This is a genomic window from Caballeronia sordidicola, assembly GCF_000729995.1.
GTDB lineage: Bacteria > Pseudomonadota > Gammaproteobacteria > Burkholderiales > Burkholderiaceae > Caballeronia > Caballeronia sordidicola_A.
The window spans coordinates 66,533-93,067 of the sequence record NZ_JNFG01000202.1 but is presented as its reverse complement, the minus strand read 5'-3'; the positions used below and the strand labels follow the sequence as shown (position 1 = coordinate 93,067).

Genomic DNA, 26,535 nt, shown 5'->3' with positions numbered 1-26,535 from the left:
CAAATTATGCGCGAGCAGCCTGGCGTTGTCGATTTAGCGTGAACGAGAGAAAGGACGTCGTGGTTTATCGATGAAAGGCAATGCATCGAACCATCAGGAAGCGTCGGGCATTATCCTGGCACGGAGGCATGAAGCCATTGCAGCAGTTGTAATCCCGCTCCGGCTGCGAGAATCGCCAGCCCAAGTCCCAGACGCGTGCGCTCACGCCACGCGCCGATCGAAACGTTTTTCATACTCGCCTCCTGACATCGATGCCTGGACTCGTTGACCCCGACTCGTTGCTTCCACCACTCAGCGAGAGTGGATTTTCATGTACCTGAATACGCGAGCCCGGGTTCGAATGGATGCAGCTCAGGAGAATATTTTTCGCGACTGCCGCCCAGCGGAACACGGCGAAAGGTGCCGGGAAGATTTATGCGACCGATGAAAACCTGCCCCTCGATCCCGGACAAGCGGGCGGAGGCTAGACGCTGGCGGCTGTCTGGATTGGCCCGCCGGCCGTCCGATGGTAGAATCCCGTCCGCTTGGCGGGGTGATGAAATTGGTAAACATAGCGGACTTAAAATCCGCCGCCTAACGGCTTGCCGGTTCAAGTCCGGTCCCCGCTACCAGCGTCAGAATTGATTCAGCGTCCCTGAAAGAACGGGATGTTTTGCTGCCGCGCGAAGATCAAAGCGATGGTCCCTGTATATTCATACAGAAACATATCAACGCCGTTGCGCACCGTCCTTGGATTTCATTCGGCCCGGCTGAAGGAATTGAGAAAGAAGCGAGAAAGAAACGAGAGAAGCGCCGATCGCCCATGGCAAACCCGTTTTATCGATGCCGAAACCGCCAGTCATCCTGTCTTCGCTTAACCGACTGAAGTAGACTGCGCGTCCTACCTAGCGCGAGCCATCATGAAACATCGAACCTTTTATGCGGTGGCCGCTGCTGCCGTTCTTACCTGCACCGCAGGCTGCTCGACCCCTTACCGCAACGGCCAGGAGTGCAAGGCCAAGATGGTCGAGACCTACCCGGCCACGCAGCCCAAGCTGACGTACGAGATACCCCGAGTTGCATACCAGGGTACGCGTGTCGTGGTCGAAGGCAGCTACATCAAGAAGATTCCGCCGGCGGGCGTGACCCCCATCAAGACGACAACAGCGCAGGTACAAGCAGCCGTCGAATGCACGTTCGAAGGCGACACGCTCAAGACATTCCAGTGGCTGACCCCCGCGGATCTGGCAGCAAAGTACCCGTTGAAGCCGGACACCACCGACACGGAGTAATCGCCGTCCGGCCGGTTCGGGAGACATTGTCAGGTCGTTGCGCCAACAAAAGCTCGGACTTCGCAGACTTGGCGCCCAACCAATGACGAGTGCCGCAAATGCCGGCTACCCGCATCGGGCAGGGACGCCGCGGCCAGCGAACCCCCGTCGTCTTTAGTATCATCAGCGGCTCGCTTCACGCGTTGAATCCTCGAGCCCTCACCCATGTCCGCTGCCGCCCCCGATTCAAATTCACACACCCCGCATCAGCCGCACCACCAGCACTACTCCCGGGCAACGCTGCTTGTCCTGGCGACGATCGCAGGCGTATCGGTCGCTAATATCTATACGAATCAGCCGCTCCTCGCGGCGTTTCGTGCCTCGTTCCCGGAAAGCGCGGGGCTGATCGGCGCAGTACCCGCCGTCACGCAACTCGGCTACGCGATCGGCATGTTATTGCTCGCGCCGCTCGGCGATCGCTTCGACCGCCGCCTGATCATCCTTCTGCAACTGGCCGCGCTCGGCATCGCGCTTGTCGCGGCAACGGCCGCACCCACGCTCGGCGTGCTGATCGCCGCGAGCCTGGCCCTCGGTATCGTGGCGACCATCGCGCAGCAAGCCGTGCCCTTCGCCGCTGAACTCGCGCCGCCAGCGCAACGCGGTCACGCGGTCGGCACGGTGATGAGCGGCTTGCTGATCGGCATTCTGCTTGCACGCACGGTCTCGGGTTTCGTCGCGGAGTATTTCGGGTGGCGAGCCGTGTACGGCGCCTCCGTGGCCGCAACCATCGCGCTCGCTGTTCTCGTGGTCATGCGCCTGCCGCGCAGCAAGCCGACTTCCACGCTGCCCTACGGCCGCCTGCTTGTATCGATGTGGCATCTTGTGGTCGAGTCGCCGGCGCTGCGCGAGGCATCGATGACCGGCGGCGCCCTGTTCGCGGCGTTCAGCATCTTCTGGTCGGTGCTCACGTTGCTGCTTGCGGGCGAGCCGTTCCATCTCGGCCCTCAGGCGGCCGGTCTGTTCGGCATTGTCGGTGCAGCGGGCGCGCTGGCCGCGCCGCTTGCCGGCAAGTCGGCGGACAAGCGCGGGCCGCGAGCGGTGGTTTCACTGTGCATCGTGCTGGTCGCCGTCTCGTTCGTGGTGTTCGCGCTGTCGGGACGCAGTCTCGTGGGCCTGGTGATCGGCGTGATCGTGCTCGATATCGGCGTGCAAGCCGCGCAGATATCGAATCAATCGCGAATCTACGCGCTCAAGCCGGAGGCGCGCAGCCGCGTGAATACCGTGTACATGGTGGTGTATTTCATTGGCGGCGCAGTGGGATCGGCGGTCGCGTCGCTGGCGTGGCATGCGTTCGGATGGGTCGGCGTGTGTATCGCCGGACTGGCGGCCACCGGGCTTGCCGGCTTGAGCCATTCGCGAAGCCGATTTAAAACGCTTGAATCAGGCGCTTGAATCAAGCTAAAAGGCGCTGCGCGCGCTTAATCCCGCGCGCGGGCGTAATGATGCAACGCGTCTAGAACGCGATCGAATTCCAGGGATTTATCGAAGAAATGGCGCACGCCGTATTGCAGGCAGCGCTCGCGGTAAGCCGGCAGCGCATGGTTCGTCAGCACGGCGGCAAAGGCCGAATCGGTCATACCGGTGCGTTGCAAATACGCCAGCACCTCGACGCCGGAACCATGCTTGAGTTGCAGGTCGACAATCACTGCGTCAAATCTTTCCGCTTCCAGCAGCCCGATCGCCGTCTCGGGCGTATCCGCCCACGCGGTGACCTGCAGCTCGCCGGACGCGTCGATCGCTTCCACCAGGCTGCGCCGGATCAACGGCGAGTCCTCGATCAACAGCACGCTCAGCGGCCGCTTGTGCGCGAGACCGGGTTTATCGACGATCGTTTGTTGGCCCACGGCGGGCGCCCTCCTACTCGATCAAACCGTTCTTGATCGCGTAATACGTGAGATCGGCATTGTTCGCGAGCCGCATTTTTTCGAGAACCCGCGCGCGATACGTGCTGATCGTCTTCACCGATAAATGCAGCTCATCCGCTATCTCCGTCGGGATCTGGCCGCCCGCGAGCTTGCAAAAAATCTGGAACTCCCGCTCCGACAAGGCTTCGTGCGGTCGCTCGGTCGCCGGCTTTTCGAGCTTGTTGGCAAGCGCGTCGGCTATAAATTCCGACAAGTACCGGTGGCCCCGCGCCACCGTCCGAATCGCCCGCACGATTTCGTCCGGCGCCGCGTCCTTGTTCAGATACCCGTTCGCACCGGCGCGCAGCAGATTGATCGCGTACTGGCTTTCCGGATACCCCGACAGCATGAGTACGCCCTGCTCCGGACGGATCTGCTTGATCACCCGCAAGGTGTCGATACCGTTCTTATCCGGCATCGCGATGTCCAGCAACACGACGTCGAACGCGCTTCCACGCACAAGCGCAATGGTTTCGTCACCGGTGGACGCTTCGGCGGCGACTTCCATGTCGGGTTCATCGACGACGAATTGCCGGAATCCGCTTCGCACAATGGCGTGATCGTCCGCTATCAACACTCGAATCATCTGCGCTGCCCGCGGCCAATTTTATGGTGAATCGTTGTACCGACGACGCGCGGCAGGAATCATCCCGACGCGCGTCGTCCTGGAGTTTCAGTAATCTTGCACCGCTAAGACGCGAGTCAGCCGTCGAGGCCATCCAGCAGGTCGGCCATGTCGTCGGCGTGCTCTTCCTCGACTGCCAGGATCGATTCGAAAATCCGGCGCGTGGTGACATCCTTTTCGCCAAGGTAGCGAATGATTTCAGCATACGTGTCGATCGCAATACGTTCCGCGATCAGATTCTCGCGAATCATGTCGATCAGATTGGCGCCTTCCTTGTACTCGGAATGCGAGCGTGACGCGAGACTGTCGGGAGCGAAATTCGGCTCGCCGCCCAACTGGACAATGCGCTCGGCGATGGTGTCGGCATGCTCCTGCTCTTCGGTCGCGTGCTGCGCGAATTCCGACGCAACGGCTTCCGAATGGATGCCCTTCGCCATGAAATAGTGGCGTTTATAGCGCAGCGTGCAGACGATCTCCGTTGCGAGCGAATCGTTCAGCAGCTTCAGGACGACTTCCTTGTCGGCACCATAGGTCGACGTGACCGAACCATCGTCCATGTGCTGACGCGCGTTGGCGCGAATTTTTTCCATGTCCAGTACAAACGGATCGGACTTGCCTCCAGCTTCCTTCGATTGTGCCGGTGTAGCTTTTACAGCAGAGGATTTCGACATTGATGTGCTCCAGAGAGAGAATGGATCTTTTGTTCGGCGGTTGGACAGGTTCGTGACGGCAGCCTCGCCGGATATAGGCCCGGACCGCCGTCCTCAGTCACTCTTTTCATCGCCCGCATACGGCGTGCCTGCTCGCGGAAGCGTGCGAGGTTTAAGTAGCGGTGAGTAGCGGTGGTTAAGACCGCTAATCGACTATCTTCTTCGTCACGATAAAACCGAGCACGAGGAAGACCACGCACAAGATCAGGAACAGCACGAACAAGAACTTCGCGATGCTGGCCGCGCCCGCTGCCACGCCTGTGAAGCCGAGCAAGCCCGCGACGATGGCGACAATGGCGAAAAACAATGCCCACTTCAACATGATCGGTTCCCCAAAATGATTGGACTGGTAACTGGATGTTAGCGAGGCAGTGATGAACCGGCATCTGGGTGCACGCCGTTTTTCGTGTAGGACATCACCGACAAACGCTTTCAATTCACTTCAGGCTTAGTCCATCCTGTCGCCAATCCGGCGCCAATCGACGTAATTCCATCAGCCCGGCACGGCGCGAAAAGTTACACTGGCCGGACAGAAAACCCGGCAGCTTCCCTATGACTTCCTCTTTGCACGAAGGCGGCGCGGCGAATCCGGAAGCGCGTATCACGCGGCGCGCAACCCGGTTCAGCACGCGTCTGAACGACTGGATGCGCCGTTGGAGCTGGGCCGTCGCGATGACCGTCGCCATCGTGATTACCGTTGGCGGCCTCGTGATACTCGAATCCGGCCGCATGCGGATTGCCGCGGAATACGAGACCGCGCTCGACGCGAAAGGCGCCACCACGCAGTTGACCGCGCTGGCGGCGGATATCGCGTCGCTATCTGCCGATGAACGTGCGTTCCGCCTGGCGCCCGACGACACCTACACCGCCCACTACAACGCAGCAGCGGCGAGGATCAAACAAACGGTTGCATCGCTGGATGCGTACTATCGGCGCAAGGCGGACGGCACCGCGCTCGCCAGTTTCAAGCAGGTCAGCACGATCCTCGATGCGCGGATCAATGCGGGACTCGCTGCTCGCTCCGGTTCAGACACCGCATCGAGTACCGATATTCTCGACAGTGCGCTCGCCCTGCTGCGTCTGAATGAAGAGCGCCGGGCGCAGTCCGCGCTCGACGCAAGCCGTGCCGACCAGCGCATTTCAACGTTCTGCGTGGGCGCGTTGTGCGCGCTGAATATCGTGTTGTTCCTGCTGTTGTTTCGCAATCTTGGTATCCAGCTGGACAAGCAAGACCGTGTGCAGCAAAAACTGATTACGCAGCAAGAGGAGCTCGACCAGCTCGTGTTCGAGCGCACGCGGCAACTTGAGGCGCTCGCGTGGCATTTGCAGTCGGTGAGTGAAAACGAGAAGACCCAGCTTGCCCGCGAACTGCACGATGAACTCGGTGCGATCCTGACGGCCAGCAAGATGGATGTGGCGTGGGTCAACAACAAGCTCAAGGCCGCCGAGCCCGCGATGGCCGAGAAACTCGGCCGTGCGCTGGCGAATCTTGATCAGGGGATTGCGCTGAAGCGGCGGATTATCGAGGACATGCGGCCGACCGTTCTGGCCAATTTCGGGCTGGTCACGGCGTTGCGCACCTTCGCCGATGAAACCGCCCAACGCACCGGCTGGACGCTCGAACTCGCGCTCCCCGCCGACGATATCAAGCTCGGCGAAGAAGTCGAAATCGCGTTGTTCCGGGTCGCGCAGGAGTCGCTGACGAACGCGGCCAAATATGCGCGCGCGTCGAGCGTGTCGATTGCATTGGCGCTGGATGACGAGCGGGTATCGATGCATATCGCCGATGACGGCGTCGGTATTCGCCCACAGGATCTGCAGCGCACGCACACGCACGGACTGCTGGGCATGCGCCAGCGGGTCAGCGCGCGCGGTGGTCGTATCGAGATCAAACGACGTGAACCGCATGGCACCGATATCCGCGTCACCATGCCCCGCGTGCGTAACTTCGACGCTTAAGGGTCTACCGCTTGCCGGCTCTTTATTGGCGCTCGGGCAGCACTTGTAGGACGACGCCGACACAAGTTACAGACTGTGCCTACGCGATAAAACATCGACGCCTACAGCTTGCGAACGCGCAGTTTTTTATGATTTATCAGACCGGTGTGGTCGATCGAAGCGGTAGTCGCCATGGGTTTTGTTGATGGCTCGAACCCGGCAAAACCGTTTCAACGATCGGTCGTAGCCAAGGCCGCTACTGGACGCCAGGGTGGCCGGGATTCGAATATCGGGCACGTTTTCATGGCCGAACGGCCAGCGTACCCGCATCAAACTCAAGGGGAATTGCTCATGACTCGACTTATCGCTTTGCTGTTGATCGCCGGAACTGCCGCACTCGCAGCTTGCAACACGGTGGCCGGCGCCGGCCAGGATCTTTCGAAGGGTGGCAACGCAATCACGAATTCGGCCGACAAGCACAACGCGGAGTAAGTGAGGAAGTCAGCGTTGGATATTTGCTGACGGCTGTCTTCATCGGCTCCTGGGCTTTGTGCCTCCGTGCCGGCAACGGAACGCAGACATGAAACTCGATCAAGAAGAACCTCCCTGGCGGAGGTTCTTTTTTTTGTGCCCAGGCTAAAACTCGTGAACGCGCATCAGTTAGAAGCAGGGGGTAAAGCGGTCCAGCTTCCCGCCTCGGGACGTTGCGTGATGCGCTCGATTGGCTCGGCAGCCTGCGATTCGATAAGGCTGCCAATCAAATCGGCGAAAGGCTTGATGTTCCGGTATGTGCTGGCTTGCTCGAGCGCCGCCAGATACGCGGTACGGGACTGAACGGTCACGATGGTCCAAAGATAGCCGCCCGTTGTCAGCAGGTAGTTCATGAGAAAGCGGCTGAGGCGGCCATTGCCGTCCATGTACGGGTGGACGAACACGAAGATGAAATGACCCAATACCGCACGCACGCCCGGGTGCTCCTCCGCCTGCAGCAGGTCGAAGAGCGCCGGCATGCAATCCCGAACTGCTTCGGGCGCAAGCGGCACATGCAACGCATTCCGGATAAACACGTTGTTGTTGCGATATCCGGCGAGATCGCTTGCCTTCAAGATACCCGCGGTCACGCTTGGCGAAAACAGCGTCACGTACCACTGTGAAAAATCTCGCTTGAGGGTGGCAGAAGGATCGTCGGCTTGAGCCACTACCCGGCCGATCAGGGAGCGGACCCGGGCGTGGGTCTCTGCATAACCTTTAGCCGCCATGGCATCCCTCGTTAAGCGGTCTTCCTTGTTGGTCAAGGGGCTCCAGTCGCCATTGCGAACCTTCGCGATCAGGTCCGTGCTGACCCGATACCCTTCGATAGACAGCGAGTGATACGCGTCCGCCACGTACCTTGCCTCTATGTCGTGGAGAAGCGCTTCGCTGTCGGGGTTCGGCAAGCGAGGAATATCGCGGAAACGGTCGATCACGATATCCCGCATGCCCGACCACATGGCCTGGATGCGCTGCACGTACGGCGACTCGTTCATACGGCCGCCGATATGAGCCAGCGGCCGTTCAAACGGGTTACCTTCGATGACGACGTAGGCAGCCGCTTTCATGGTATCGAGGAGCTGGTCGGCATCCTGATCGCGGCCTACGGCCCGCAACGCTCCCGCCATGCGGCCGGCAACAACACTGTGACCGCCCTCGAGCAATCGGGCGGTCAGCGTACTGATGTCGACCTGACGGGTCACGATCTGCGCGGCAAGCTCGTGCGTGTGAAAAAAACTCGGACTCGCCCGAATCAGCGCTTCGGGCACAGGAAGCAGCATGAGTCCGCTCACGTTCGGCGCGCGGCCGTCCACCAGCATGTCGGGCTTGGTTCGATAGAGGAACATCGAACAGCCGTGAGGCAATGCTTGCGGCTGGTTGGTCGCCAGCGGCGAGTACAGCAGGATCTGTTTTTCGATGCTTGTGTGGCCGCTGTGCTTCAGGAGCGAAAGCTCGGGGCTGACCTGCCACTGGTCCGCGAACCTGGAGTGGGCGTACGCAGCCACGAAGGTTTCCATGTTCGCGTACCAGTGCGTGGAATCGCCCTCACCGTCTTCCGGATTGTTCGACTGATACCAGCCTTGAATGACCAGCTTGAGGAAACCAGCATTCTGGAGTCGCTCACGGTGCGTGCGAGTGAGCTCGGGATGCGCACTTACCTGAAATACAGAAAAGCCCCTGTCTTGCAGCGCTTTGAGGATCGACAGGGAAGAAGCCAGTTTTTCGTTGGGCGCAGCCACGCGGTTCGCTCCGGAGACTTCAGACCATAATTAGAGTTTTGTGTCGTATTATATCCAGAGTTTTGTGTCGTACTATAACTCGAGTTTTGTGCTTTACTATAATTAGAGTTTTGTGCTGTTTTTCAGGATGAAGCTGAGGAAAAACTGGCAGAGGCCTGTCCTACAAAGGCTCTCCGCTGACAGCGCGTTGAGGTCCTCACAGGTAAATCGACGTCACGATTCAGGTTTTTTTGCGCTTGATTGATCACGAAATCACGCGGCCGCACACCGTTTAGGGTCGTGGCGGACGTGCTGTCCGCCTGTTCGGCGGTGCGAATACGCGGGTTTTCGATCCAGGTCGAACGACAGCCAAGTCTGAAGTTTGTCTTCTCCGGCCATCCGCTCAAATCAAAAAAACGGCAGGCCGTTTCTCCGGAATTTTCCGAAACGATCCGCCGTCTTTGTACTGCCGGTCGCCACGCCGACGTCAAACCAGCCCGCGCCTCTTGTAATCGAACCAGAACGACAAACCCACGCTCGCCAGGATGATGAGGGTCGCCATCACGGTCCACTTCGTGATCACTTCGCCGAGAAACAGCGCGCCTATCACCACGGCTACCACGGGATTCACGTACATGCAGCTGCTCGCAATGATCGGACTCGTATGGCGAATCAGGTACGCATACGCGACATACGCGGCCATCGAGCCAACCAGCATCAGGTAGAGGTAAGCCAGAAACGGCGTGAACCCCATGCTCACGATACGTTCGCCCGACACCCACGCAACGATTGTCGCCATCGCGCCGCCAAGACTGATCTGCAGAGCCGTCGATACCAGCAGGTCGGACGGCAGCTTCAGACGCCCCGCGAGAAACGAGCCGCCCGCCCAGAAAACCGCGCCGCAAAGAATCGCAAGACTGCCGGCGGTCGAACCCGACGACGGGTCACCGTGGTTCAGCAACGCAATCCCGACCAGCCCAAGGCCGACCGCGACCCACTCACCCTTCGCCACTTTGCGGCCTGCAATGGCGGCGATGACCGTGGCGAACAACGGCACGGTCGCCACCATGACGGCAGCCGTACCGGTCTCGACCGTGCGCATGCCAAACGCGAGCATCCCGCTCGACAAACCCACCAGCAACGTTCCGACCGCCGCGGCGTTTCGCACTTCGGCGAAAGTCGGCCAAACCGGGTCCCGCCGCGCCGCAAAGATGAATAAACCAATGCCGGCGAACAGGTTGCGCAAACCGGACAGCATCAGTGGCGGGAACGATTCCAGCGACAGATGCACCGCCATGTAGGTGGAGCCCCATACGAGGTACACCACGCAAAGGGCAAGCGCCACGCGGCCGCTGTGCGTCGCCGGAAGCCGGAACGGGAAATGGCCGGGAAGGTTGAACGGGCGACGACCACGGGTATCGAGCAAGGGTTGCGGGCTCGTCACGCCCGGCAAACCATCCGCCGATGGCGATGGGGATTCCGATGGCGCGTCGGCTGCTGCCTGCGGAAACGCCAGCACATCGGCCGAAGGCTTCGATTGCGGTGGCACGAACTGCGGCGGTGGCGAATCAGAATCCGGCAATCGCGGCGGCAACGAAGTAGACATCCGTTACTCCGCGACGAAGATGATTACAGCGTCAGCCGGCCAAACGGGCAGGCTGACGGGGAGGCTTACAACCGCCGGTTTCGCTTCACCCGAAACCAGGGGGAGCGAAGAACGGCGCGCATGCCGCTTGAGCGTCGCGGCAAAACGGGCAAGGCAGGACAACATGTCGGAAGCAGAAAAAGGGGTCGGGCAACAACGTGCCGAAGCTCGATAACGGCTTGAAAAGCCGGCAGGAGCCGCCGCGAGTTTGCCGGATCGATTGGTGAATAATGTCGGACCGCATCCGGGAAAACACGGTGGTCGCCATTATGCAGTAAGCCATGCATACGCACGCGTGAGTGTTACAGATGGTTGCCAACACGCTACGGCGAGGTGTATTGTGGCGGCTGCTAACGCGGGGGTCCTGCGCTGCACATCGCAATCTTTCACCGGATTGTCCGTGTGTCGCGGGTGAGAAATACCCTTTGAACCTGATCTGGATAATGCCAGCGCAGGGAAGCGTTCGGATTTCGCAGCGCTAGGGGTCTTCTTTCTTTCTCGCGCATCCTCGCCAAGTCCGCCCGCCTCCTTCTCTGCTTTTCTTCGGTCTCCCGCAGCTAGCGTTTGACTCAGCCGATCTCGTGCCGTTTGGCGCAATTTCGTGCGCTTGGCGTTGTATCGCCGGCCGGCTGGGAAACACCCGTCCCCACAGCAACCATCTGCATGGGACCGGAGTAAGCGCTATGGGACCAGAGTAAGACTCTGGTCGACACGCCAACACCGGTCGACAAAGGAGAGCCGCATGAACGCCAATCCGAAATTCCTGTCCGACGACGCTGTCGTCGACGCTGCCGCCATCGCGCCGCTGCCCAACTCACGCAAGATCTACGTGGCGGGCTCACGGCCCGACATCCGGGTGCCGATGCGCGAAATCACGCAATCCGACACCAACGAAAGCTTCGGCAGCGAAAAAAATCCGCCGGTGTATGTCTACGATTGCTCCGGCCCGTATTCGGACCCTGAAGCAAAAATCGATATCCGCTCGGGTCTGCCGGCCGTACGCCAGGGGTGGATTGAAGAACGCGGCGATACGGAATCGCTCGGTGGCCTTTCGAGCAACTTCGGCCGTGAGCGCGCCGCCGATCCGGCTACCGCCGACCTGCGTTTCAAGGGCTTGCATCGCACGCCGCGCCGTGCAGTGCCGGGCAAGAACGTCTCGCAGATGCACTACGCGCGCCAGGGCATCATCACGCCGGAAATGGAATACATCGCGATCCGCGAGAACCAGCGCCGTGCTGAATATCTGGAATCGCTGCGTACGAGCGGTCCGAACGGCGAAAAGCTCGCCGCGATGATGGGTCGCCAGCATCCGGGCCAGGCGTTCGGCGCCCAGGCTTTCGGTGCAAACGCGCCCAAGGAAATCACACCCGAGTTCGTGCGCGAGGAAGTCGCCCGTGGCCGCGCCATCATCCCGGCGAACATCAACCACCCGGAAAGCGAGCCGATGATCATCGGCCGCAATTTCCTGGTGAAGATCAACGCGAACATCGGCAACTCGGCGGTGACCTCCTCGATCGGCGAAGAAGTCGACAAGATGACCTGGGCCATCCGCTGGGGCGGCGACACGGTCATGGATCTCTCGACCGGCAAGCATATTCACGAAACGCGCGAGTGGATCATCCGCAATAGCCCGGTGCCGATCGGCACGGTGCCGATTTATCAGGCGCTCGAAAAGGTCAACGGCAAGGCCGAAGACCTCACCTGGGAAATCTTCCGCGACACGCTGATTGAACAAGCGGAGCAAGGCGTCGATTACTTCACGATCCACGCCGGCGTGCTGCTGCGCTACGTGCCGATGACCGCGAACCGCATGACGGGCATTGTGTCGCGCGGCGGTTCGATCATGGCGAAATGGTGTCTGGCTCATCACAAGGAAAGCTTCCTGTACGAGCACTTCGAAGACATCTGCGAAATCATGAAGGCCTACGACGTGAGCTTCTCGCTCGGCGACGGCCTGCGTCCCGGCTCGATCTACGATGCCAACGACGAAGCCCAGCTTGGCGAACTGAAGACGCTCGGTGAGCTGACGCAGATCGCGTGGAAGCATGACGTGCAGGTGATGATCGAAGGTCCGGGCCATGTGCCCATGCAGCTCATCAAAGAGAACATGGACTTGCAACTGGACTGGTGCGACGAAGCGCCGTTCTACACGCTTGGGCCGCTCACCACGGACATTGCGCCGGGTTATGACCACATCACGTCGGGCATTGGCGCCGCGATGATCGGCTGGTTCGGCACGGCCATGCTCTGCTACGTCACGCCGAAGGAACACTTGGGGCTGCCGAACAAGGACGACGTGAAGACCGGCATCATCACGTACAAGCTCGCGGCGCACGCGGCCGATCTGGCGAAGGGTCATCCGGGTGCTCAGGTGCGGGACAACGCACTCTCCAAGGCGCGTTTCGAATTCCGCTGGGACGACCAGTTCAACCTCGGTCTCGATCCGGACAAGGCGCGTGAATTCCACGACGAAACCCTGCCGAAGGACTCAGCCAAAGTCGCGCATTTCTGCTCGATGTGCGGCCCGCACTTCTGTTCGATGAAGATCACCCAGGACGTTCGTGAATATGCGGCGAAGCAAGGGGTATCGGACATCGAGGCGCTGAAGCAAGGCATGGAAACGAAGGCGATCGAGTTCGTGAAAAAGGGCGCTGAGATCTACCAGCGTACGTAAGAAGGAGCAAGCCACGCGCGAGCAATGACCGCGCCGCGCGCCCGCAAAGGCGCGGCGATCCGGTGACACATGAAGCGGCCTGTCGCATGTCATATGCGACAGGCCGCTTTTGCGTTTTGGAGCATGCGGAGCGTTTGACGCGTTTGAAGCGTTTTGGAGGCCGCGTAATTCCATATTCATCTGCTGAATACGACGGTCGGGCACTGTTTCTGCTTCTACATTGAAAGGATCGGCAGGGACTGTCTTTTCGCCACCAGGTTGGACATGGACAGTCAGCCTCATCCGTTCAGCGCAAATCATGTGCTGCATGTGCTGCATGTGCCACCTGGAGCCTCGCCGGTTTTACAGCAACCCGTCAGAGCTTCGTGATTCATCGTTTTTGGAGAGTTGAAATGGACAAGATCAAACAGATTGGCGCTGCTGCTCTCATCGCCGCACTTCTCGGTGGCCTGTCTGCATGTGATCAAATGAGCACCCGCCAACGCGATACAGCCGTTGGCGCGGGCGTTGGCGGCGTGGCCGGCGCAGCGCTTGGCGGCAGTGCGCTGTCGACGGTGGGTGGTGCGGCCGCAGGCGGCCTGATCGGTAATCAGGTCGGCAAGTAGGTTGATAAGCTGGCGAGCCGGATGATTATTTATCCGCCTCGCCTTGCCCGATCGCCCTTCAATAACACGGCGATCGGCTGCAACCGAGCTCGTTGCTTAGGTGACTCACAGGCGCGCCCACAATCCGGTCCTGTGAAACAGATCGAAACATTGGGTAGCGTCCCCGTACTTTCCCGCGTTTCGGCGATGCGCTAGGCTCCTGACATTCCGTTCATTCGAACGGCTGCGTTTCGACGCAATGAGGAGTCGCATCATGAGCCCGAAGCTCGCACTATCCGCCCTTGTGGGCGCTTTGAGCTTGAGCGCTTGTTACTACGTGCCGTACGGTTCGTATGGCTATTACCCAGCGTATCCGCCCTACGCGGGCGCTCCGGTAGTCGGCACAGCCCAAACGCAGCAAGAGATCCCTGTCGCGCCCGCGGGGGCGTCCGCCTCCGGCTATACGCAAAGCTATCAAGGCATCGACAACACCCCCGCGTCCGCGTATGCGTCAACAACACCGCAATACGTCGCCGCGCCGCCTGTTGTCGTCTATGCGCCGTATCCCGCTTATTACCCGAGCTATCCGGTCTACGCTCCCTATCCGGCCTATTACGGTGGCTACGGTTATCCCGCGTACGGTTACGGTCCTTCGCTGTCGGTCGGCTTCGGCTGGTACGGCGGCGGGCGCGGACATTATTATCGTCATTGAGCGGGTCGCTTTCTGCTTTTCGGCTTGGGCGAGCTTACCCGTTCGATGTAATGCTTTCAGATGAACTGCGCTGCAATAGCGCGGTTTGCTTGTCTGAACGCTTGGTGTCCCCGGTGTCCGATCACGTCAGTAGCGCGTCACGGGCGATTCCGTGGCCGCCGGTCTGATATGGCACGCTTTTCGCTGAAATACCTGTTCGCTTCGCCGCCCCGGGCGCTGCCGCCACAGGAATCCTCACCATGCTGGTCTTCGCGCTCGTCCTACTCTGGCTTGCCGCCTGTCTTGGCGTGATCTCCGTCTGGGTATTGCGGCGGGTTTCACCGGACTCGCCCGAGACCGATGCTTCTAATACGCATGAGCCCACCACGCTTTAAAGGCTTCGATATAACGCCAAAGGTATGGTTAATCCTTCTTTGACGCCCGCCATCCTCGCTCTATCCTTAGTCCAGACGCATTAGGCAAACGCTTAGTTGCAAAGGTGCTTGCAACGGTGCGTCGGGCTGCGGCGCGCTTTTTGCAACGCGAACGAAGCTCACGGGGCAGTGAAAACCGGTCGCCATGACCGGAGAACGCCACGCGTTCAGCAAAATGATTATCAAAATAAGACCAGGAGACCCTATGTTTCATCAGATTCTTACGCCTGTCGGCGGCTCACTCGGCTTGTCCTTTCTCGTCGCTGTGCTACCTATTGCAGTCGTGCTGGTCCTGCTCGGTTGGGCGCGCAGGCCTGCCTGGCAAGCGTCGCTCGCCGGACTAATTGTCGGCGTGGTGATAGCCATCGCCGTGTGGCATTTCCCCGTGGGATTGGCGGTTGATTCGGTCGCGGCAGGGGCCGTGTTCGCCGTTTGGCCGGTCATGTGGATTGTCTTCACCGCGATCCTGCTCTATAACATCTCGCAGCGTTCGGGCCGCTTCGAAGCGTTCCGGGTATGGATGATCGACAACCTCCCGAACGACCGTCGCATCGTGCTGGTCGTGATCGGCTTCTCCTTCGGCGCGTTGCTGGAAGGCATCTCCGGGTTCGGCACGCCGATCGCCATTACAAGTTCGCTGCTGATTCTTCTCGGCTTTCCGACGCTCGAAGCGCTGACCTTCACGCTGATCTTCAACACTGCACCGGTCGCGTTCGGCGCGCTCGGCGTGCCGATCACCGTGCTCGGCGCCGTGACCCATCTCTCCCCTGACCTGCTCGCCAAGATGGTTGGCCGCCAGTTGCCTTTCTTCGCGCTGCTGCTGCCGTTCTATGTGATCGGCGTGTACGCGGGCTTTCGCAACATGCTCAAGATCTGGCCGGTGCTGCTGGTGGCCGGCGGGACCTTCTCGCTCACGCAATTCGTCACGTCGAACTACATCAGCTACTCGCTCACGGATGTGCTGGCGTCGATGGTTTCGCTGATCCTCACGATTGCATTCCTGCGCGTCTGGAAACCTGCCCACGACGAACGCTTCGCCGTCAACGTGGATCGCGCAGCGCAGGTCCGCGGCAAGCTGTCAGGCGGCCACGGATGGGTGCCCTGGATCGTGGTATCGGTAGTGGTGATCGTGTGGACGGTCGCGAAGATCTTCCTGATCGGTGATGTCAAGGTACCGTGGCCAGGTCTCGACAAAGCCGTCTTCATCACGCTATATAACCAGCCGTATGGCGCGATTTGGGATTTCCAGCCGCTCGCGACCGGCACCGCGATCCTGGTGGCATCGATCATCACCGCCCTGATCGTGCGGCTGCCGGTGAGCGAATTCGGCGCGGCGATCGTGGATACGTGGGTGCAAACGCGCATCGCCATCCTGACGGTCGCGACTATTGTCGGGCTCGCGTACCTGATGAACTACTCCGGAATGAACTACACGCTGGGACTCGGCGTGGCGTCGGTGGGGGCGTTCTTCCCGCTGGTATCGGCGTTCCTCGGCTGGGTGGCAGTGTTCCTGTCCGGCAGCGACACATCGGGTAATGCGCTGTTCGGCAATCTGCAAGTGGTCGCGGCACGCCAGCTCAATCTCAATCCCATCCTGATGGCAGCGACGAATTCATCCGGCGGGGTGATGGGGAAGATGATATCGCCGCAAAACATCTCGACGGGCGTCGCCACTACAGAACTGAAAGGCAAGGAAGGCGTGGTATTCGCGAAGACTTTCAAGCACTCCATTTTGTTGACGATACTGCTCGGCGTGCTGGTCTGGCTGCAGCAGAATGTGCTGACGTGGATGATCCCGCATTGAAGAGAATGCGGGCGGGCTTCTGGTTTTTTGCAGGGTTTTTTGACCGCCGATGTTCCTGCCGCGCGTGAATGCGGGCGGCAGGGCTTGGCTTCCGTTGGGCGGCGCAGAGGCGTTGAATTCCTCGACACGCGTAAATGCGTGTGGCAGGAACCCGTATCCACTCGGCAGCGCAGAGGCGTTGCGAGCCGGTATGAGTCTCGTCGCCCGGATCGGCGACTATGCCGGGCGAAGCGCGTCGCCATTCGTTGTTGACCAGGCCCGAAGCGAATCGTCTTACGAGATGGATTGAATGCGCCTCACTCCCCCACGACCCGTCCCCGTGTCGCCTTCACCGCGCCTCGCCGCACTTTCCCATCGACCCTTCGCAACTGTGACGCCCGCGTAGGTTTTGTCGCGACCCGCGTACGGCGTGTCACGCTCACGCGCTGGATCATCTCGTCGAGCCGAGCAAGCGCCGCCGCACGATTCATGTCCTGCGTGCGGTGTTCCTGCGACTTGATGATGATCACCCCGTCGCGCGTGATGCGGCTGTCGCGTAACGCGAGCAGGCGCATCTTGATCGTGTCCGGCAGCGATGACGCCTGGATATCGAAGCGCAGGTGAATCGCGCTCGACACCTTGTTGACGTTCTGACCGCCCGCCCCCTGTGCCCGCACGGCGCTCAGTTCGACCTCGTTCGGCTGGATCACATACTCGATCGTATGGTTCACAATGCCGCCTCCGCAATGCGCGCGGCCAGACCCGAGTCACGCCGCGTAGGTGTACGGACGGCCTGCGCAAAGACGTCCGTCGAGCCGATCACGTCTATGCGGCTTCGCGCCCGCGTGATCGCCGTATAAACCAGTTCCCGCGACAACATGCGGCCAAACGCGCTCGGCAATACCAGCGCGGCATGATCGAATTCCGAGCCCTGCGATTTGTGGACTGTCAGCGCAAACGCCGTGTCGTGGGGCGGCAGTGCGGCGGGAGAGAGCATTCGCAGCGTTCCGTCGGCCATCCGGAAGCAGACCTGCATGGCGCCGCTAGCCGCCGGCAGCGCGATGCCGATATCGCCGTTGAACACGCCCAGCGCATAGTCGTTGCGCGTCACGATCACCGGCCGTCCCGCGAACCATTGAGCGCCCGCACCAAGCGTGACCGATGCAGCCACCCGAACCCACGCCGATACACGCGCGTTGATTTCATCGACACCACGCGGCCCATGGCGTGTCGCGGCGAGGATACGAAAGCGGTTGAGTGCATCGAAAAGCGGTGCTGCCCCGGTTCCCGCTTCGAGCGTTCCTGCAAGCGTTTTGGCGAGCGTTCGTGCGTACGGTTCGAAGCCGGCGTTCAGGCGCGCCAGCGTGCGCTCGGAGAGATGAGGTCCCGAATCGTCGATAAGCAGCGCCGCTTTCGCTGGGTTGTTCTCACTACCGGGCGTCAAGGCGGCAAGCGCGTCGTCAACGGAACCGCGACGGATAGCAACCGACAACCTGCCAATATCAGATTCCAGGCCGAACCGATAATTACGCTGCAACCACACGACGCAGTCGGTCAACGGACTTGCCGCGGTTTGATCGAGTGCAACAGGCGCCGCCGGATGCCAGTCGACTTCCGGCAAGCTGCCGAGCATGTCGTAAGCATTGTTACCGTCGTCCGGGATCAGATAGCCGGGTTCGTCGATCCACATAGGTTCGGTTTCAAGCAGCGCGAATTGATCATCAGCTTCAGCGTCGCCGCCAAGATCGTTCGGCAACGCGGCGATGAACTGCTCGGCCGGCATCGACAGCGCTGCAGCAATCCGCGCCGCACCTGTTTCGCTGAAAACCGGCCGAGCGCTCAGCTCAGCGAACACAGCGCCCGCTTCCACGGCGGCAAGTTGATCCTTGTCGCCAAGCATCACGAGCCGCGCACCGGGAGCGACCGCTTCGAGCAGATGCGCGGCCAGCGCGACGTCAATCATCGATGCCTCGTCGATCACGATCACGTCAAACGGCAGCGGATTGTCGCGATGATGCCGGAAGCGCCCGTTCGCCTGCGTGCCAAGCAGACGCTGCAGCGTGAACGAGGTGCGCGGCAAACGCGCGGCCAGCTCCGGCGGCAATACATTGGCGCGTTCGACCAGTGCCTCTTGCATGCGCTGCGCCGCCTTGCCCGTGGGCGCCGCGAGCGCGATGCGCAAAGCGGGGTTCTCGTCGAGGAGGCAAGCGAGCACGCCAACAACCGTGGTTGTCTTGCCCGTTCCCGGACCGCCGCTCACGATGGTAAGACGCCCTGACAACGCGACGAGCGCGGCCACGCGTTGCCAGTCGATGTTGTCATCGTCGTTGTTTGACGCCTCGAAATAGCGCCCTACGCGCGCTTTCAATTCAGCCGGATCGGGCGCATCAGCAGACACCTGGGCACGTTCGACCAGCGCCCGCGCGAGCCGCCGTTCGTAGTCGAAATACCGGGCGAGATAGATACGCCGGTTGGAATCTATAACGAGAGGCAGCAGGTCCGCGGCAGCTTCCCGGCCGTCACACACCACGCCGCTTGCCAGCAGCGCGGCATGTACCGTGCCGGTGGTTTCACCATAGCGTTGCGCGAGCGCGTCGAGCGCGATACACACGTGCCCTTGCGTCGTCGCCCGGCTCACTGCGAACGCCGCGCGCTGAGCCCAACGCACATTGCCGGCGTCGCCCTGAAGGCGCTTCGATAACGCGCCTATCCGGCGCGCGAATCCGTCAGCGAGCGCAATGCTGTCGTCGGAAACAAGAGTGAGGTCAGGCGCGTTCATGCGGCAACTCCTTGCATCAGTCGATCGATCGCCTCGATCAGTTCCAGCGATGGCTTGCCCACATGCACCCCCGCCGGCCTCTCACCATCGCGCCAATCGGGTCGCACGCCGCGCACGAACAAATACAAATAACCGCCGATGTGCCGCTCAAACGCATAGTCACGCAGCCGCAAGCGCAGATAGCGATGCAGCGCGACCGTATAAAAGAGCGCCTGCAGGTGATACGCATGCGAGGCCATTGCGGCGTCGAGCGCTTTCTCGTCGTAATCGGCGGGTGTCACTCCAAGATGATTCGACTTCCAGTCGACAATCCAGAAACGCCCTTCATGCTCGACGATCAAGTCGATGAACCCCTTGACGAAGCCGCGCAACGTTCCGGCTTCCAGAGCGACGTCGGGGAATCCATGCGCGACGAGCACGCGTCGCAAGGATGGGAAATCCAGCGATTCGGCCGGGAACAGGAACTCGAGTTCATTCATGCGCCGCTTGGTGGAAATGGTGTCGAGGCGCATGCCGGGTACGAGTTCGGTTGCGACTGTATCGGCGAGAAGACGCGCCATCATCGCGGACAGGTTGGCAGACAAAGCGTCGGACGCTGAAACGGGAATGGGATGTTCATGTAACGCGCTCTCGATCGCGTCGGGCCACTTTTCAGAGTTCGTGAAATCCGCGAGTTCGTACATCCGGTGCAGGCACTCGCCCGCCGACGGGCCGCGCGGGAACAAGAGGATATCGTCGGCATCGAGTTGGATCGGGGCTGCGGGCAATGGAGTCTCAATCGGCGTGAGTGCGTCGATGCGCCCGTCGTGGTCGGGACGCTCGGTCGTGGGCTGCGCCTGATTCGATTCCTCACGTGCGCCGGCCGCGATCATGGAACTGAAGCTGGCCGTGCGCCAACTGTCGCGCAACACGCGACGACTCGTTCGCGGCTGCGGCGTGAAACCCGCGTCGCGGGTCACAACGAGCGGTTCTCGCACGTCGATCACGGGCAAGGGTTCAACGGAGATCGAGCCCGCTGCAAGCGCTTGCCAATGTCCGATCACATCGTCTTCTTCGGGTGGCTCGGCGAGCCAGTCACCGAACGCATGGCCCGCGCCGGCGACCAGCCAGTTCAGCACGCTGCGCCGCGATTCCTTCGCTGATTTGCCGATCAGATACACGCCTCCAACCACGTAACACCGGTACACAGCACGCGTGAGCGCCACATACACGAGCCGCGCGCGTTCGGCGGCCTGCTCGCGGGTGGCGAGTTCGGACGCGCGCTCACCCTCTTCGTCGGTGTAGCCGTAATGCAAGATAGCCGCACCGTTGTCGTGATACTCGCGGGCATCGGGCAGTCCTGAGGACGGCGGGTCGCGCAACGCGCCGTCGTTCAGGAACGGACAGAACACGACTGCGTATTCCAGGCCCTTCGATTTGTGCACCGTGACAATCTGCACGAGATTGCGATCGGATTCGAGCCGCAACTGCGCATCTTCTCCGCCGCCCTGCTCTGCACGCTGCGCCGCCAGCCAGCGCAGCGTGGGCGCAATGCCCGGTTGAACCGCGCCGCGTGCCTGGATCAACTCGGCCAGATGATTGACGTTGGTCAGGCGGCGCTCGCCGTCCGGACCGACAACAAGGCGCTGCGCGATCAGCAGCTCACGCGCGAGCGTGCGCCACATCACCGCAAAACCGCGTTCGTGCCATAGCATCCGGTAACGCGAGAAACGTTCGACCCAGCTCATGGCATCGGTTGCGGCAGAACCTTCTACTGCTTCGCTATGCTCCATGTTCCACAGCGCGGCGGCATCCAGCCCGAGCCAGTCCGTTGCAAGCGCCGCGCGCAAGCGACGCAAGTCACCGGGGGTGTCGATGGCAGCTAGCAATCGCTCGATCTGCTCCGCATCGAACGTACCGAATACCGATGCCTGCGCCAGTTCCACGCTGCCCACGCCCCAGCTCGCGAGCACTCGCTTGACGAGACTGCCCTGCCGATGCGTCTGCACAAGCACAGCAATCTGGCCGGGCGACAGGGGTTTGTCGCCTATCGTTACTTCGCCGTTTTGAGCGCCGCGCAACAACCGCACGATCTCTGCCGCGCAGGCCTCCGCCGCCTGACGGTTGGCGTTCGTTTTCGACAGCGCCGAATCGCCTTGCGGCAACATCCACACGCAGAAATCGGCGGTATCGGAATAGGCGGCTGACGCTGTGTTGTCGTTGAACGGCTTGCGCTCGCGCGTGCCTGCACGCACCGGCTGGTATGTCAGTCCATCGAGGATGAACGCCGCCGGATTCGTGCCGAAAATGCGGTTGCAGGCATCGATGATCGGTGCAGTCGAGCGCTGGTTGACCGCAAGCGTATATCTCGCCGATGCCTGCTTGCGCGCCCTCAAATACGTATGCAGGTCGGCGGCACGAAAACTGTAGATGGCCTGCTTCGGATCGCCGACCAGAAACAACGGCCCTTGCGGCGCGAAGATGCTGTTGAAGATGGCAAACTGCAGCGGATCCGTATCCTGGAATTCATCGATCAACGCAGCCGGATAACGTGCCCGAAGTGCATCGGCAAGCCACGGATTAGCGACCAGCGCCTGATACAGGTTGGACAGCAAGTCATCGAACGACACCACGCGCCTCGTTCGCTTGCGCAGCGCCAATTCCAGCGGCGCGTAGTCAAGCCACTCGCGCACGATACCAAGCCATGCCGCGCGCTGCGCCGCTTCCGCGGCGGCAGCAGCGGCGGCAAGCGTCTCGGCGTGATCGAAGAAAGCATGCGACGGCGGCTCGTTCTTTACCTTCGTGCCTTTCTTCAACGCGCTCGCCGTGAGCTTCAGCGCTTCTTTCGGCGGCGCGGCGTGACAGTCGTTGTCGGCGAAATAGTCAGACCACGCAGCAATTGCCGCATCGATCAGCGTGCGTTTGTGCGTGGTCTTGCTGAGCTTCGCTTCGGCGTCGATCAGCAATTGCACGATGGTGTCGCGCTCGGCGTGCCACACCGCGCACGCCGTATCGAACAACGCTTGCGCGTCCTCACGGTGGGCGAGCTCCGACTCACCCCAACGCAACGTGGCGAGCGGTTTTTTAAGCCGGCGCGAAAGCTGCGCGTCGAGCGATGCCGGTCCCGCGCCCTTGCTCACGAGCCACGCCGCGAACGATGCATCCCTCGCGGCGGCCGGCTCGACTCGTTCACGCCAGAAGTCCGCTGCCATCTCGAAGCGCAACGCGCTGTCGTCGGCTTCCAGTTCGAACGCGAACGGCATGGTTGCAGCAAACGGCGCCTCTTGCAGGGCGCGCTGGCAGAACGCGTGGATCGTGTGGATGGCGGCCTGATCGAAGGTATGCAGCGCGATCCTGATGCGCTTGAGCGCTTCGTCAGGATCAACGCGTTCGAGCGTAGTCTCGAACAGCCGCTCGAGGAACGCGTCGCCCGCGGTGTCGCCGGTTTCCATTGCGTGCGCGATCTGGACGAGCCGCGAACGGATGCGCTCATGCAGTTCCGCCGTGGCTGCTTTCGTGAACGTGACGACGAGGATCGCATCGGCAGCGAGCTTCTTTTCCAGCAGAAGCCGAACGTACAGCGCGCAGATGTTCCACGTCTTCCCCGTTCCCGCCGATGCTTCGATCTGGTTCACGCCATCGAGCGAACATTCGAAGACGTCGAGTTCGCCGGCCACGTCTGCTGTCGTTGTGGTTGATTCGGTATGTATCATGCGTCGCTCCGCATGTGCTGGATCAATGGCTCGAAGACGATCCTGGCCAGCGTGGCGAAGGTTTCATCGAGTCTCAGTTCAGCGCCGCGAAACGCAATACGCAACGCGGGATCGTCGGATTCTCCGCGCGTCCTGTCCGATACCCACACGCCCTGTGCCTTGGACTCGCTCTCCTTGACCCACGTCCATGCGCTCTTGGGAAAGAACCGCAGCGGCAAACGCCGCCCGGCGCGATACAACGCGGCGAGCGTCGCGAGGTGCGCGTGAGGATCCTCGACGGGCGTCAGTTCAAAGCCGCTCGATTGCGCGCCGCGCCCGTGCCACACAGTGCGTCGCGGGCCATCGGGCAACGCGGCGCAATAAGCGAGATGTGCAAGCCATGCAGAGAGATAGTCGCGGGCGCGCGGCACATCGTATCGGTAAATGATCTGGCCTTCGTTAGTGAGCAAATTCAAGGTGCCGTGAAGCTGCAAAGGCTGCAACGCGTCGGCTTGCAACGTGGCGTCGGCGCGGCCGAATAGCTCGGCATCTGGCCAACGCGGCTTGATATCCAGCGTGAATGGCAAGCGGGCCGCGCCTTCCGCTGTCGCGACCCGCACCCGGTTGGCAAGCGAATGCAACGCGCCAATTTCCCGCGATTGCCACACGCCGCCCGTCGCACCGCCTGGCATTTCGGGACTCGCACCCGCGACCCGGCGCGCACGATCGAGTCCGCGCGATTCATTGTCGGCGGTGAGCTCGAGCAACGCGGGCAACACCCGCTCGGCCAACGCAGCACGGCCGGGATATTCGAGCGCGAACGGCTCGGTATCGCCGAGTTCGGTCTCAGCGTCGAAGAGCGAGATGCCGAGCCGATCACGCAAGATAGCGCGCGCCGGATGACGCCAGAAACGCTCGAAGTCATCGAATGCGATGGGTTCCACCTCTTCCGCCGGCAACGGTTCACGGAAGAATTTCACTGGCGGTTCGATCTTGCCAAGCGCGAGCGTCTGCGCCAGCTCCGCCCGCTCCGGCTCGTAGGTGAACAACGGCGCGCTGAAGTACTCGGGCGCGAACGGCTGCAACGGATGCACGAACACGAAGCGGCTACGCGCGTCCTCAAGCTCTTTCGGCGACGCCCCCTCTCCCGCCACCGTTTCCTGCAGATAATCGAGCAATTCATCGATCAACGCGGCCGGCGGCAACGCGGCGTTGTCGCGAATGCTACGGCCCGTGTACGCGATCATCAAACGGTCCCGCGCTGACAACAGCAAGTCGAGGAACAAGTTGCGTTCGTCGTCACGGCGTTGCCGGTCACCGAGCTTGCCGAAACTCGCCATCAGGTCGAATTCGTCGGCGCGCGTGAGGCTCGGCAACATGCCGTCGTCCATGCCGAGCAGGCAGACCACGCGATACGGCAATCCGCGCAAGCTCGTCAGCGACGAAAACGTCACGCCGCCCCATGGAACGCCGCCGCGCGCGGCGTCGTCGAGTGCGTCGGTGAGCGCCGTTCGCAGAACGTCGGCGGCAATTTCAGTATCGACAGCGCCTTCGCTCATGGAAAGCATCAGTGCATCGAGCGTTGAACGGACGTCGGCGATTGAGTCCGCGAATGGCAGACCGGCATCGAAGAATTGCGTTAGCGCGTCGAGCAGCAATTGCGTCCAGGCCTGCGGCGTACGCGGTGTGGCTATACGCTCGCCGAACGCGTCGATGTCGTCGATAAACTGCGTCAGCCGGCCGAGCAAGTCCGCATCCGAGCCTTGCGCGCCGCCAACCGGCAACCATTCGTCGACAGGCGCGCCACCGTCGGGCAGCGCATAGCCGAGGAACAACCGCGTGAGAGCGTCGGAGAACGTGTGACGGGCCGCGGGCACGTCGGCGGCAGTGACGGCCGAGGGCGTAAGCCCGCGCCGGGCACCGGCCGCCGCAAGCCATGTCTGCGCGGTTTCCAGCGCGACAGCGTCTATGCCATAACGTGCCGCGACCGCGTCGACCCGCAACCATTCGATCAACTCGGGCGCGCCCACGCTACGTTCAGGCAACGCTAGCCAGTCGAGCAGCACGCGCGCAACCGGATTTGCCTGCGACGGCGGCAGACCCGTGATCCGATAAGGAATTCGCCGGCGCTCACTGGTCACGCCAGCGGGCGCGGTGCCAAACACCCCGTCGATGAGTGGCCCCGCCGCCGCGAGATCAGGAAACGCCACGAGCACATCGGACGGCTGCAACCCATCTATCTCGTCGAACCAGCCGAGCAAACGGTCGTGCAACACTTCAAGCTGCCGCGACAAGCTATGGCAGACATGAATTTCGATGCCGGGTTCAAGCGCTTCGTCCGGTGCTCCAACCTCGCTCAAATTGAGGATCGCGTTCTGCACATGGGCAAGCCATGTGGGCGAGGGATTCTCCTCGAAATGGCTGGCTTCCCGCGACGCCGCGCTTTCCGTCAGTTCGCGCAGCATATGCAACTGCGCCTGTGTCTGGCGACCCCATTCGGCGAGCAGCGGATGGCCCACCTCCTGGAAGTCCAGCTTCCCCGCCAGTTCAAGCTGCTCCACCCGCGCCTCACTCACGATGTCGAACCAGAACTCGCGGCACGGATCGATGGCATAGATCCGGACGTCGATCCATCGCGACAACTCGCGTAGCAACGCAATATGCAACGGCGGCATGGTCGGCAACGCGAACACGCTCACGCGCTCCGGCCACTCGGCCTTCATCACGGCGTCGAGATCGAGTTTCGGCGATTCAGTCAGGAACCGGTACGCGGGCGGCGTTGGATCGTGAGCACCGGCGTTCTGTGCGAGATCAGCGAGCAGCGCGCGCCATAGCGCTGCCTGCCAGCGTTCGTCTTCGCGCTGAATGGCCGTGGCGTTCGGCAGGCGCGGACCGTTTGCATCGATTGCCCCACCGGCCGACGCCAGGATCGACCCGCCGGCCTGCCAGTGCAGCAGCCATTCCGGCCGATACGTCAGATAATGATCGAACACGGTTGCGATACGGCGCGCAAGTTCGTAACGCATGGCGTCGTCAGCGGCGTCGAGGTAGGCCCGCAGTCGCGACGAGCTCTCTGGCGCAGTCTCCGTCATTGCCCCGAGCAGCCGGAAACAGCGCCACACCAGCCGGTCGGGCGCAAAAGGCGAATGCTCGGGTACGGGCAAAACGTCCCCAATGCGGGCCCACAACCACTGCGCCAGATAACACAGGTCCACGTTTGCACAAATGCCAAAGCGGGCGGCCATGTCCAACTCGAGCCGGCGGCGCACCGCTGCGCTCGGCACGATGATCGTCTGGCTTGCGAACGGATCGCCGCCATTCAGCGCGAACGCGGCGACGTCGTCGAGCAGCGCCTGCGACAGCGTTTCATGGCGATTCGAATAGAAAAGTTCGAGCATGGATCCTGCTAGTTGGGCATGAAAGGCAACGGCTCGAACGGTCAAATTGCCGGACGTGTCGCGAGGTGAAACAACAGGATAGCAAAGGCCGTTCTTAACCGGCATTCGTCCGAACGGCCTAGGTTTGAATGCCGTCGAGT

At 61.4% G+C, this 26,535-nt stretch carries 19 protein-coding genes, 1 tRNA gene and 1 riboswitch; of the genes, 9 read left to right on the top strand and 11 right to left on the bottom strand.

Annotated elements, in window-relative coordinates:
* Positions 1–110: 110 nt before the first annotated feature.
* Complete coding sequence (locus FH08_RS54090; RefSeq protein ID WP_268810843.1) at positions 111–233, bottom strand: hypothetical protein; 123 nt, start codon at positions 231–233, stop codon at positions 111–113.
* Between the two features lie 293 nt (positions 234–526).
* Between FH08_RS54090 and FH08_RS0140690 the strand changes: the two genes are divergently transcribed.
* The 3 genes from FH08_RS0140690 (at position 527) to FH08_RS0140675 (ending at position 2,702) form a co-directional block, all read left to right on the top strand.
* Positions 527–611 (top strand) — tRNA-Leu (locus tag FH08_RS0140690).
* A 288-nt stretch (positions 612–899) separates the two neighbouring features.
* Complete coding sequence (locus FH08_RS0140680) at positions 900–1,271, top strand: hypothetical protein (protein WP_031363854.1); 372 nt, start codon at positions 900–902, stop codon at positions 1,269–1,271.
* Positions 1,272–1,475: 204 nt separating this feature from the next.
* On the top strand, positions 1,476–2,702 hold the full coding sequence (locus FH08_RS0140675) for an MFS transporter (protein WP_031363853.1): 1,227 nt from the start codon (positions 1,476–1,478) through the stop codon (positions 2,700–2,702).
* Between the two features lie 26 nt (positions 2,703–2,728).
* Here the strand turns inward: FH08_RS0140675 and FH08_RS0140670 are convergent, their stop codons facing one another.
* The 4 genes from FH08_RS0140670 to FH08_RS50960 form a co-directional block, all read right to left on the bottom strand.
* On the bottom strand, positions 2,729–3,154 hold the full coding sequence (locus FH08_RS0140670; RefSeq protein ID WP_235210662.1) for a response regulator: 426 nt from the start codon (positions 3,152–3,154) through the stop codon (positions 2,729–2,731).
* A gap of 13 nt (positions 3,155–3,167) precedes the next feature.
* Positions 3,168–3,800 carry a response regulator transcription factor gene (locus FH08_RS0140665; protein WP_031363851.1) on the bottom strand — a complete coding sequence of 211 codons (633 nt, stop codon included), beginning with the start codon at positions 3,798–3,800 and terminating at the stop codon, positions 3,168–3,170.
* A gap of 116 nt (positions 3,801–3,916) precedes the next feature.
* The gene (locus FH08_RS0140660; RefSeq protein ID WP_031363850.1) at positions 3,917–4,510 is read right to left on the bottom strand and encodes a ferritin-like domain-containing protein; all 594 of its coding nucleotides are present in this window, start codon (positions 4,508–4,510) and stop codon (positions 3,917–3,919) included.
* A gap of 184 nt (positions 4,511–4,694) precedes the next feature.
* Positions 4,695–4,871 (bottom strand): DUF1328 domain-containing protein, encoded by a 177-nt coding sequence (locus FH08_RS50960; RefSeq protein WP_031363849.1) that lies wholly within the window; start codon positions 4,869–4,871, stop codon positions 4,695–4,697.
* Positions 4,872–5,101: 230 nt separating this feature from the next.
* On the opposite strand from FH08_RS50960, the gene FH08_RS0140650 reads away from it, so the two are divergent.
* Together FH08_RS0140650 and FH08_RS0140645 are read left to right on the top strand one after the other, a co-directional pair.
* Complete coding sequence (locus FH08_RS0140650; protein WP_081889752.1) at positions 5,102–6,508, top strand: sensor histidine kinase; 1,407 nt, start codon at positions 5,102–5,104, stop codon at positions 6,506–6,508.
* A 330-nt stretch (positions 6,509–6,838) separates the two neighbouring features.
* On the top strand, positions 6,839–6,979 hold the full coding sequence (locus FH08_RS0140645; RefSeq protein WP_031363847.1) for an entericidin A/B family lipoprotein: 141 nt from the start codon (positions 6,839–6,841) through the stop codon (positions 6,977–6,979).
* A 164-nt stretch (positions 6,980–7,143) separates the two neighbouring features.
* Here the strand turns inward: FH08_RS0140645 and FH08_RS0140640 are convergent, their stop codons facing one another.
* Together FH08_RS0140640 and FH08_RS0140635 are read right to left on the bottom strand one after the other, a co-directional pair.
* Positions 7,144–8,757: a Fic family protein gene (locus FH08_RS0140640; protein ID WP_051888918.1), complete on the bottom strand. Its 1,614-nt coding sequence runs from the start codon at positions 8,755–8,757 to the stop codon at positions 7,144–7,146.
* Between the two features lie 466 nt (positions 8,758–9,223).
* A complete protein-coding gene (locus FH08_RS0140635; RefSeq protein ID WP_081889751.1) occupies positions 9,224–10,342 on the bottom strand; it encodes an EamA family transporter in 1,119 nt (372 codons plus the stop codon).
* A gap of 386 nt (positions 10,343–10,728) precedes the next feature.
* Positions 10,729–10,857, top strand: a riboswitch (TPP riboswitch).
* 266 nt (positions 10,858–11,123) lie between these two features.
* On the opposite strand from FH08_RS0140635, the gene thiC reads away from it, so the two are divergent.
* The 4 genes from thiC to FH08_RS0140610 all read left to right on the top strand — a co-directional run bounded on the left by thiC (position 11,124) and on the right by FH08_RS0140610 (position 16,568).
* On the top strand, positions 11,124–13,055 hold the full coding sequence (gene thiC / locus FH08_RS0140630; protein ID WP_031363844.1) for a phosphomethylpyrimidine synthase ThiC: 1,932 nt from the start codon (positions 11,124–11,126) through the stop codon (positions 13,053–13,055).
* Positions 13,056–13,447: 392 nt separating this feature from the next.
* Entirely contained in the window at positions 13,448–13,660 is a 213-nt protein-coding gene (locus tag FH08_RS0140625; protein WP_031363843.1) for a glycine zipper 2TM domain-containing protein, read from the top strand.
* Between the two features lie 253 nt (positions 13,661–13,913).
* The gene (locus FH08_RS0140620) at positions 13,914–14,351 is read left to right on the top strand and encodes a hypothetical protein (protein WP_051888917.1); all 438 of its coding nucleotides are present in this window, start codon (positions 13,914–13,916) and stop codon (positions 14,349–14,351) included.
* A gap of 618 nt (positions 14,352–14,969) precedes the next feature.
* Positions 14,970–16,568 (top strand): L-lactate permease, encoded by a 1,599-nt coding sequence (locus FH08_RS0140610; protein ID WP_031363841.1) that lies wholly within the window; start codon positions 14,970–14,972, stop codon positions 16,566–16,568.
* Positions 16,569–16,864: 296 nt separating this feature from the next.
* Here FH08_RS0140610 and arfB read toward each other — a convergent pair whose 3' ends face one another.
* The 4 genes from arfB to recC are packed head-to-tail and all read right to left on the bottom strand — an operon-like array spanning position 16,865 to position 26,395.
* Positions 16,865–17,278 (bottom strand): alternative ribosome rescue aminoacyl-tRNA hydrolase ArfB, encoded by a 414-nt coding sequence (arfB, locus tag FH08_RS0140600; protein WP_235210661.1) that lies wholly within the window; start codon positions 17,276–17,278, stop codon positions 16,865–16,867.
* Positions 17,275–19,326, bottom strand: a complete 2,052-nt coding sequence (locus tag FH08_RS0140595; protein ID WP_031363838.1) for an AAA family ATPase — start codon at positions 19,324–19,326, stop codon at positions 17,275–17,277. The genes arfB and FH08_RS0140595 overlap by 4 nt, the downstream gene beginning before the upstream one ends.
* Positions 19,323–23,018 carry an exodeoxyribonuclease V subunit beta gene (recB, locus tag FH08_RS0140590; RefSeq protein WP_031363837.1) on the bottom strand — a complete coding sequence of 1,232 codons (3,696 nt, stop codon included), beginning with the start codon at positions 23,016–23,018 and terminating at the stop codon, positions 19,323–19,325. Before recB ends, FH08_RS0140595 begins: the two co-directional genes overlap by 4 nt.
* Positions 23,015–26,395 carry an exodeoxyribonuclease V subunit gamma gene (gene recC, locus FH08_RS0140585; protein ID WP_031363836.1) on the bottom strand — a complete coding sequence of 1,127 codons (3,381 nt, stop codon included), beginning with the start codon at positions 26,393–26,395 and terminating at the stop codon, positions 23,015–23,017. Before recC ends, recB begins: the two co-directional genes overlap by 4 nt.
* Between the last annotated feature and the right edge of the window lie 140 nt (positions 26,396–26,535).

Bases quoted from the DNA above. Each gene is read 5' to 3' on its own strand.
- FH08_RS54090 (WP_268810843.1), bottom strand. From the start codon at position 233: ATGAAAAACGTTTCGATCGGCGCGTGGCGTGAGCGCACGCGTCTGGGA.
- FH08_RS0140680 (WP_031363854.1), top strand. From the start codon at position 900: ATGAAACATCGAACCTTTTATGCGGTGGCCGCTGCTGCCGTTCTTACC.
- FH08_RS0140675 (WP_031363853.1), top strand. From the start codon at position 1,476: ATGTCCGCTGCCGCCCCCGATTCAAATTCACACACCCCGCATCAGCCG.
- FH08_RS0140665 (WP_031363851.1), bottom strand. From the start codon at position 3,800: ATGATTCGAGTGTTGATAGCGGACGATCACGCCATTGTGCGAAGCGGA.
- FH08_RS0140660 (WP_031363850.1), bottom strand. From the start codon at position 4,510: ATGTCGAAATCCTCTGCTGTAAAAGCTACACCGGCACAATCGAAGGAA.
- FH08_RS50960 (WP_031363849.1), bottom strand. From the start codon at position 4,871: ATGTTGAAGTGGGCATTGTTTTTCGCCATTGTCGCCATCGTCGCGGGC.
- FH08_RS0140650 (WP_081889752.1), top strand. From the start codon at position 5,102: ATGACTTCCTCTTTGCACGAAGGCGGCGCGGCGAATCCGGAAGCGCGT.
- FH08_RS0140645 (WP_031363847.1), top strand. From the start codon at position 6,839: ATGACTCGACTTATCGCTTTGCTGTTGATCGCCGGAACTGCCGCACTC.
- FH08_RS0140635 (WP_081889751.1), bottom strand. From the start codon at position 10,342: ATGTCTACTTCGTTGCCGCCGCGATTGCCGGATTCTGATTCGCCACCG.
- thiC (WP_031363844.1), top strand. From the start codon at position 11,124: ATGAACGCCAATCCGAAATTCCTGTCCGACGACGCTGTCGTCGACGCT.
- FH08_RS0140625 (WP_031363843.1), top strand. From the start codon at position 13,448: ATGGACAAGATCAAACAGATTGGCGCTGCTGCTCTCATCGCCGCACTT.
- FH08_RS0140620 (WP_051888917.1), top strand. From the start codon at position 13,914: ATGAGCCCGAAGCTCGCACTATCCGCCCTTGTGGGCGCTTTGAGCTTG.
- FH08_RS0140610 (WP_031363841.1), top strand. From the start codon at position 14,970: ATGTTTCATCAGATTCTTACGCCTGTCGGCGGCTCACTCGGCTTGTCC.
- FH08_RS0140595 (WP_031363838.1), bottom strand. From the start codon at position 19,326: ATGAACGCGCCTGACCTCACTCTTGTTTCCGACGACAGCATTGCGCTC.
- recB (WP_031363837.1), bottom strand. From the start codon at position 23,018: ATGATACATACCGAATCAACCACAACGACAGCAGACGTGGCCGGCGAA.
- recC (WP_031363836.1), bottom strand. From the start codon at position 26,395: ATGCTCGAACTTTTCTATTCGAATCGCCATGAAACGCTGTCGCAGGCG.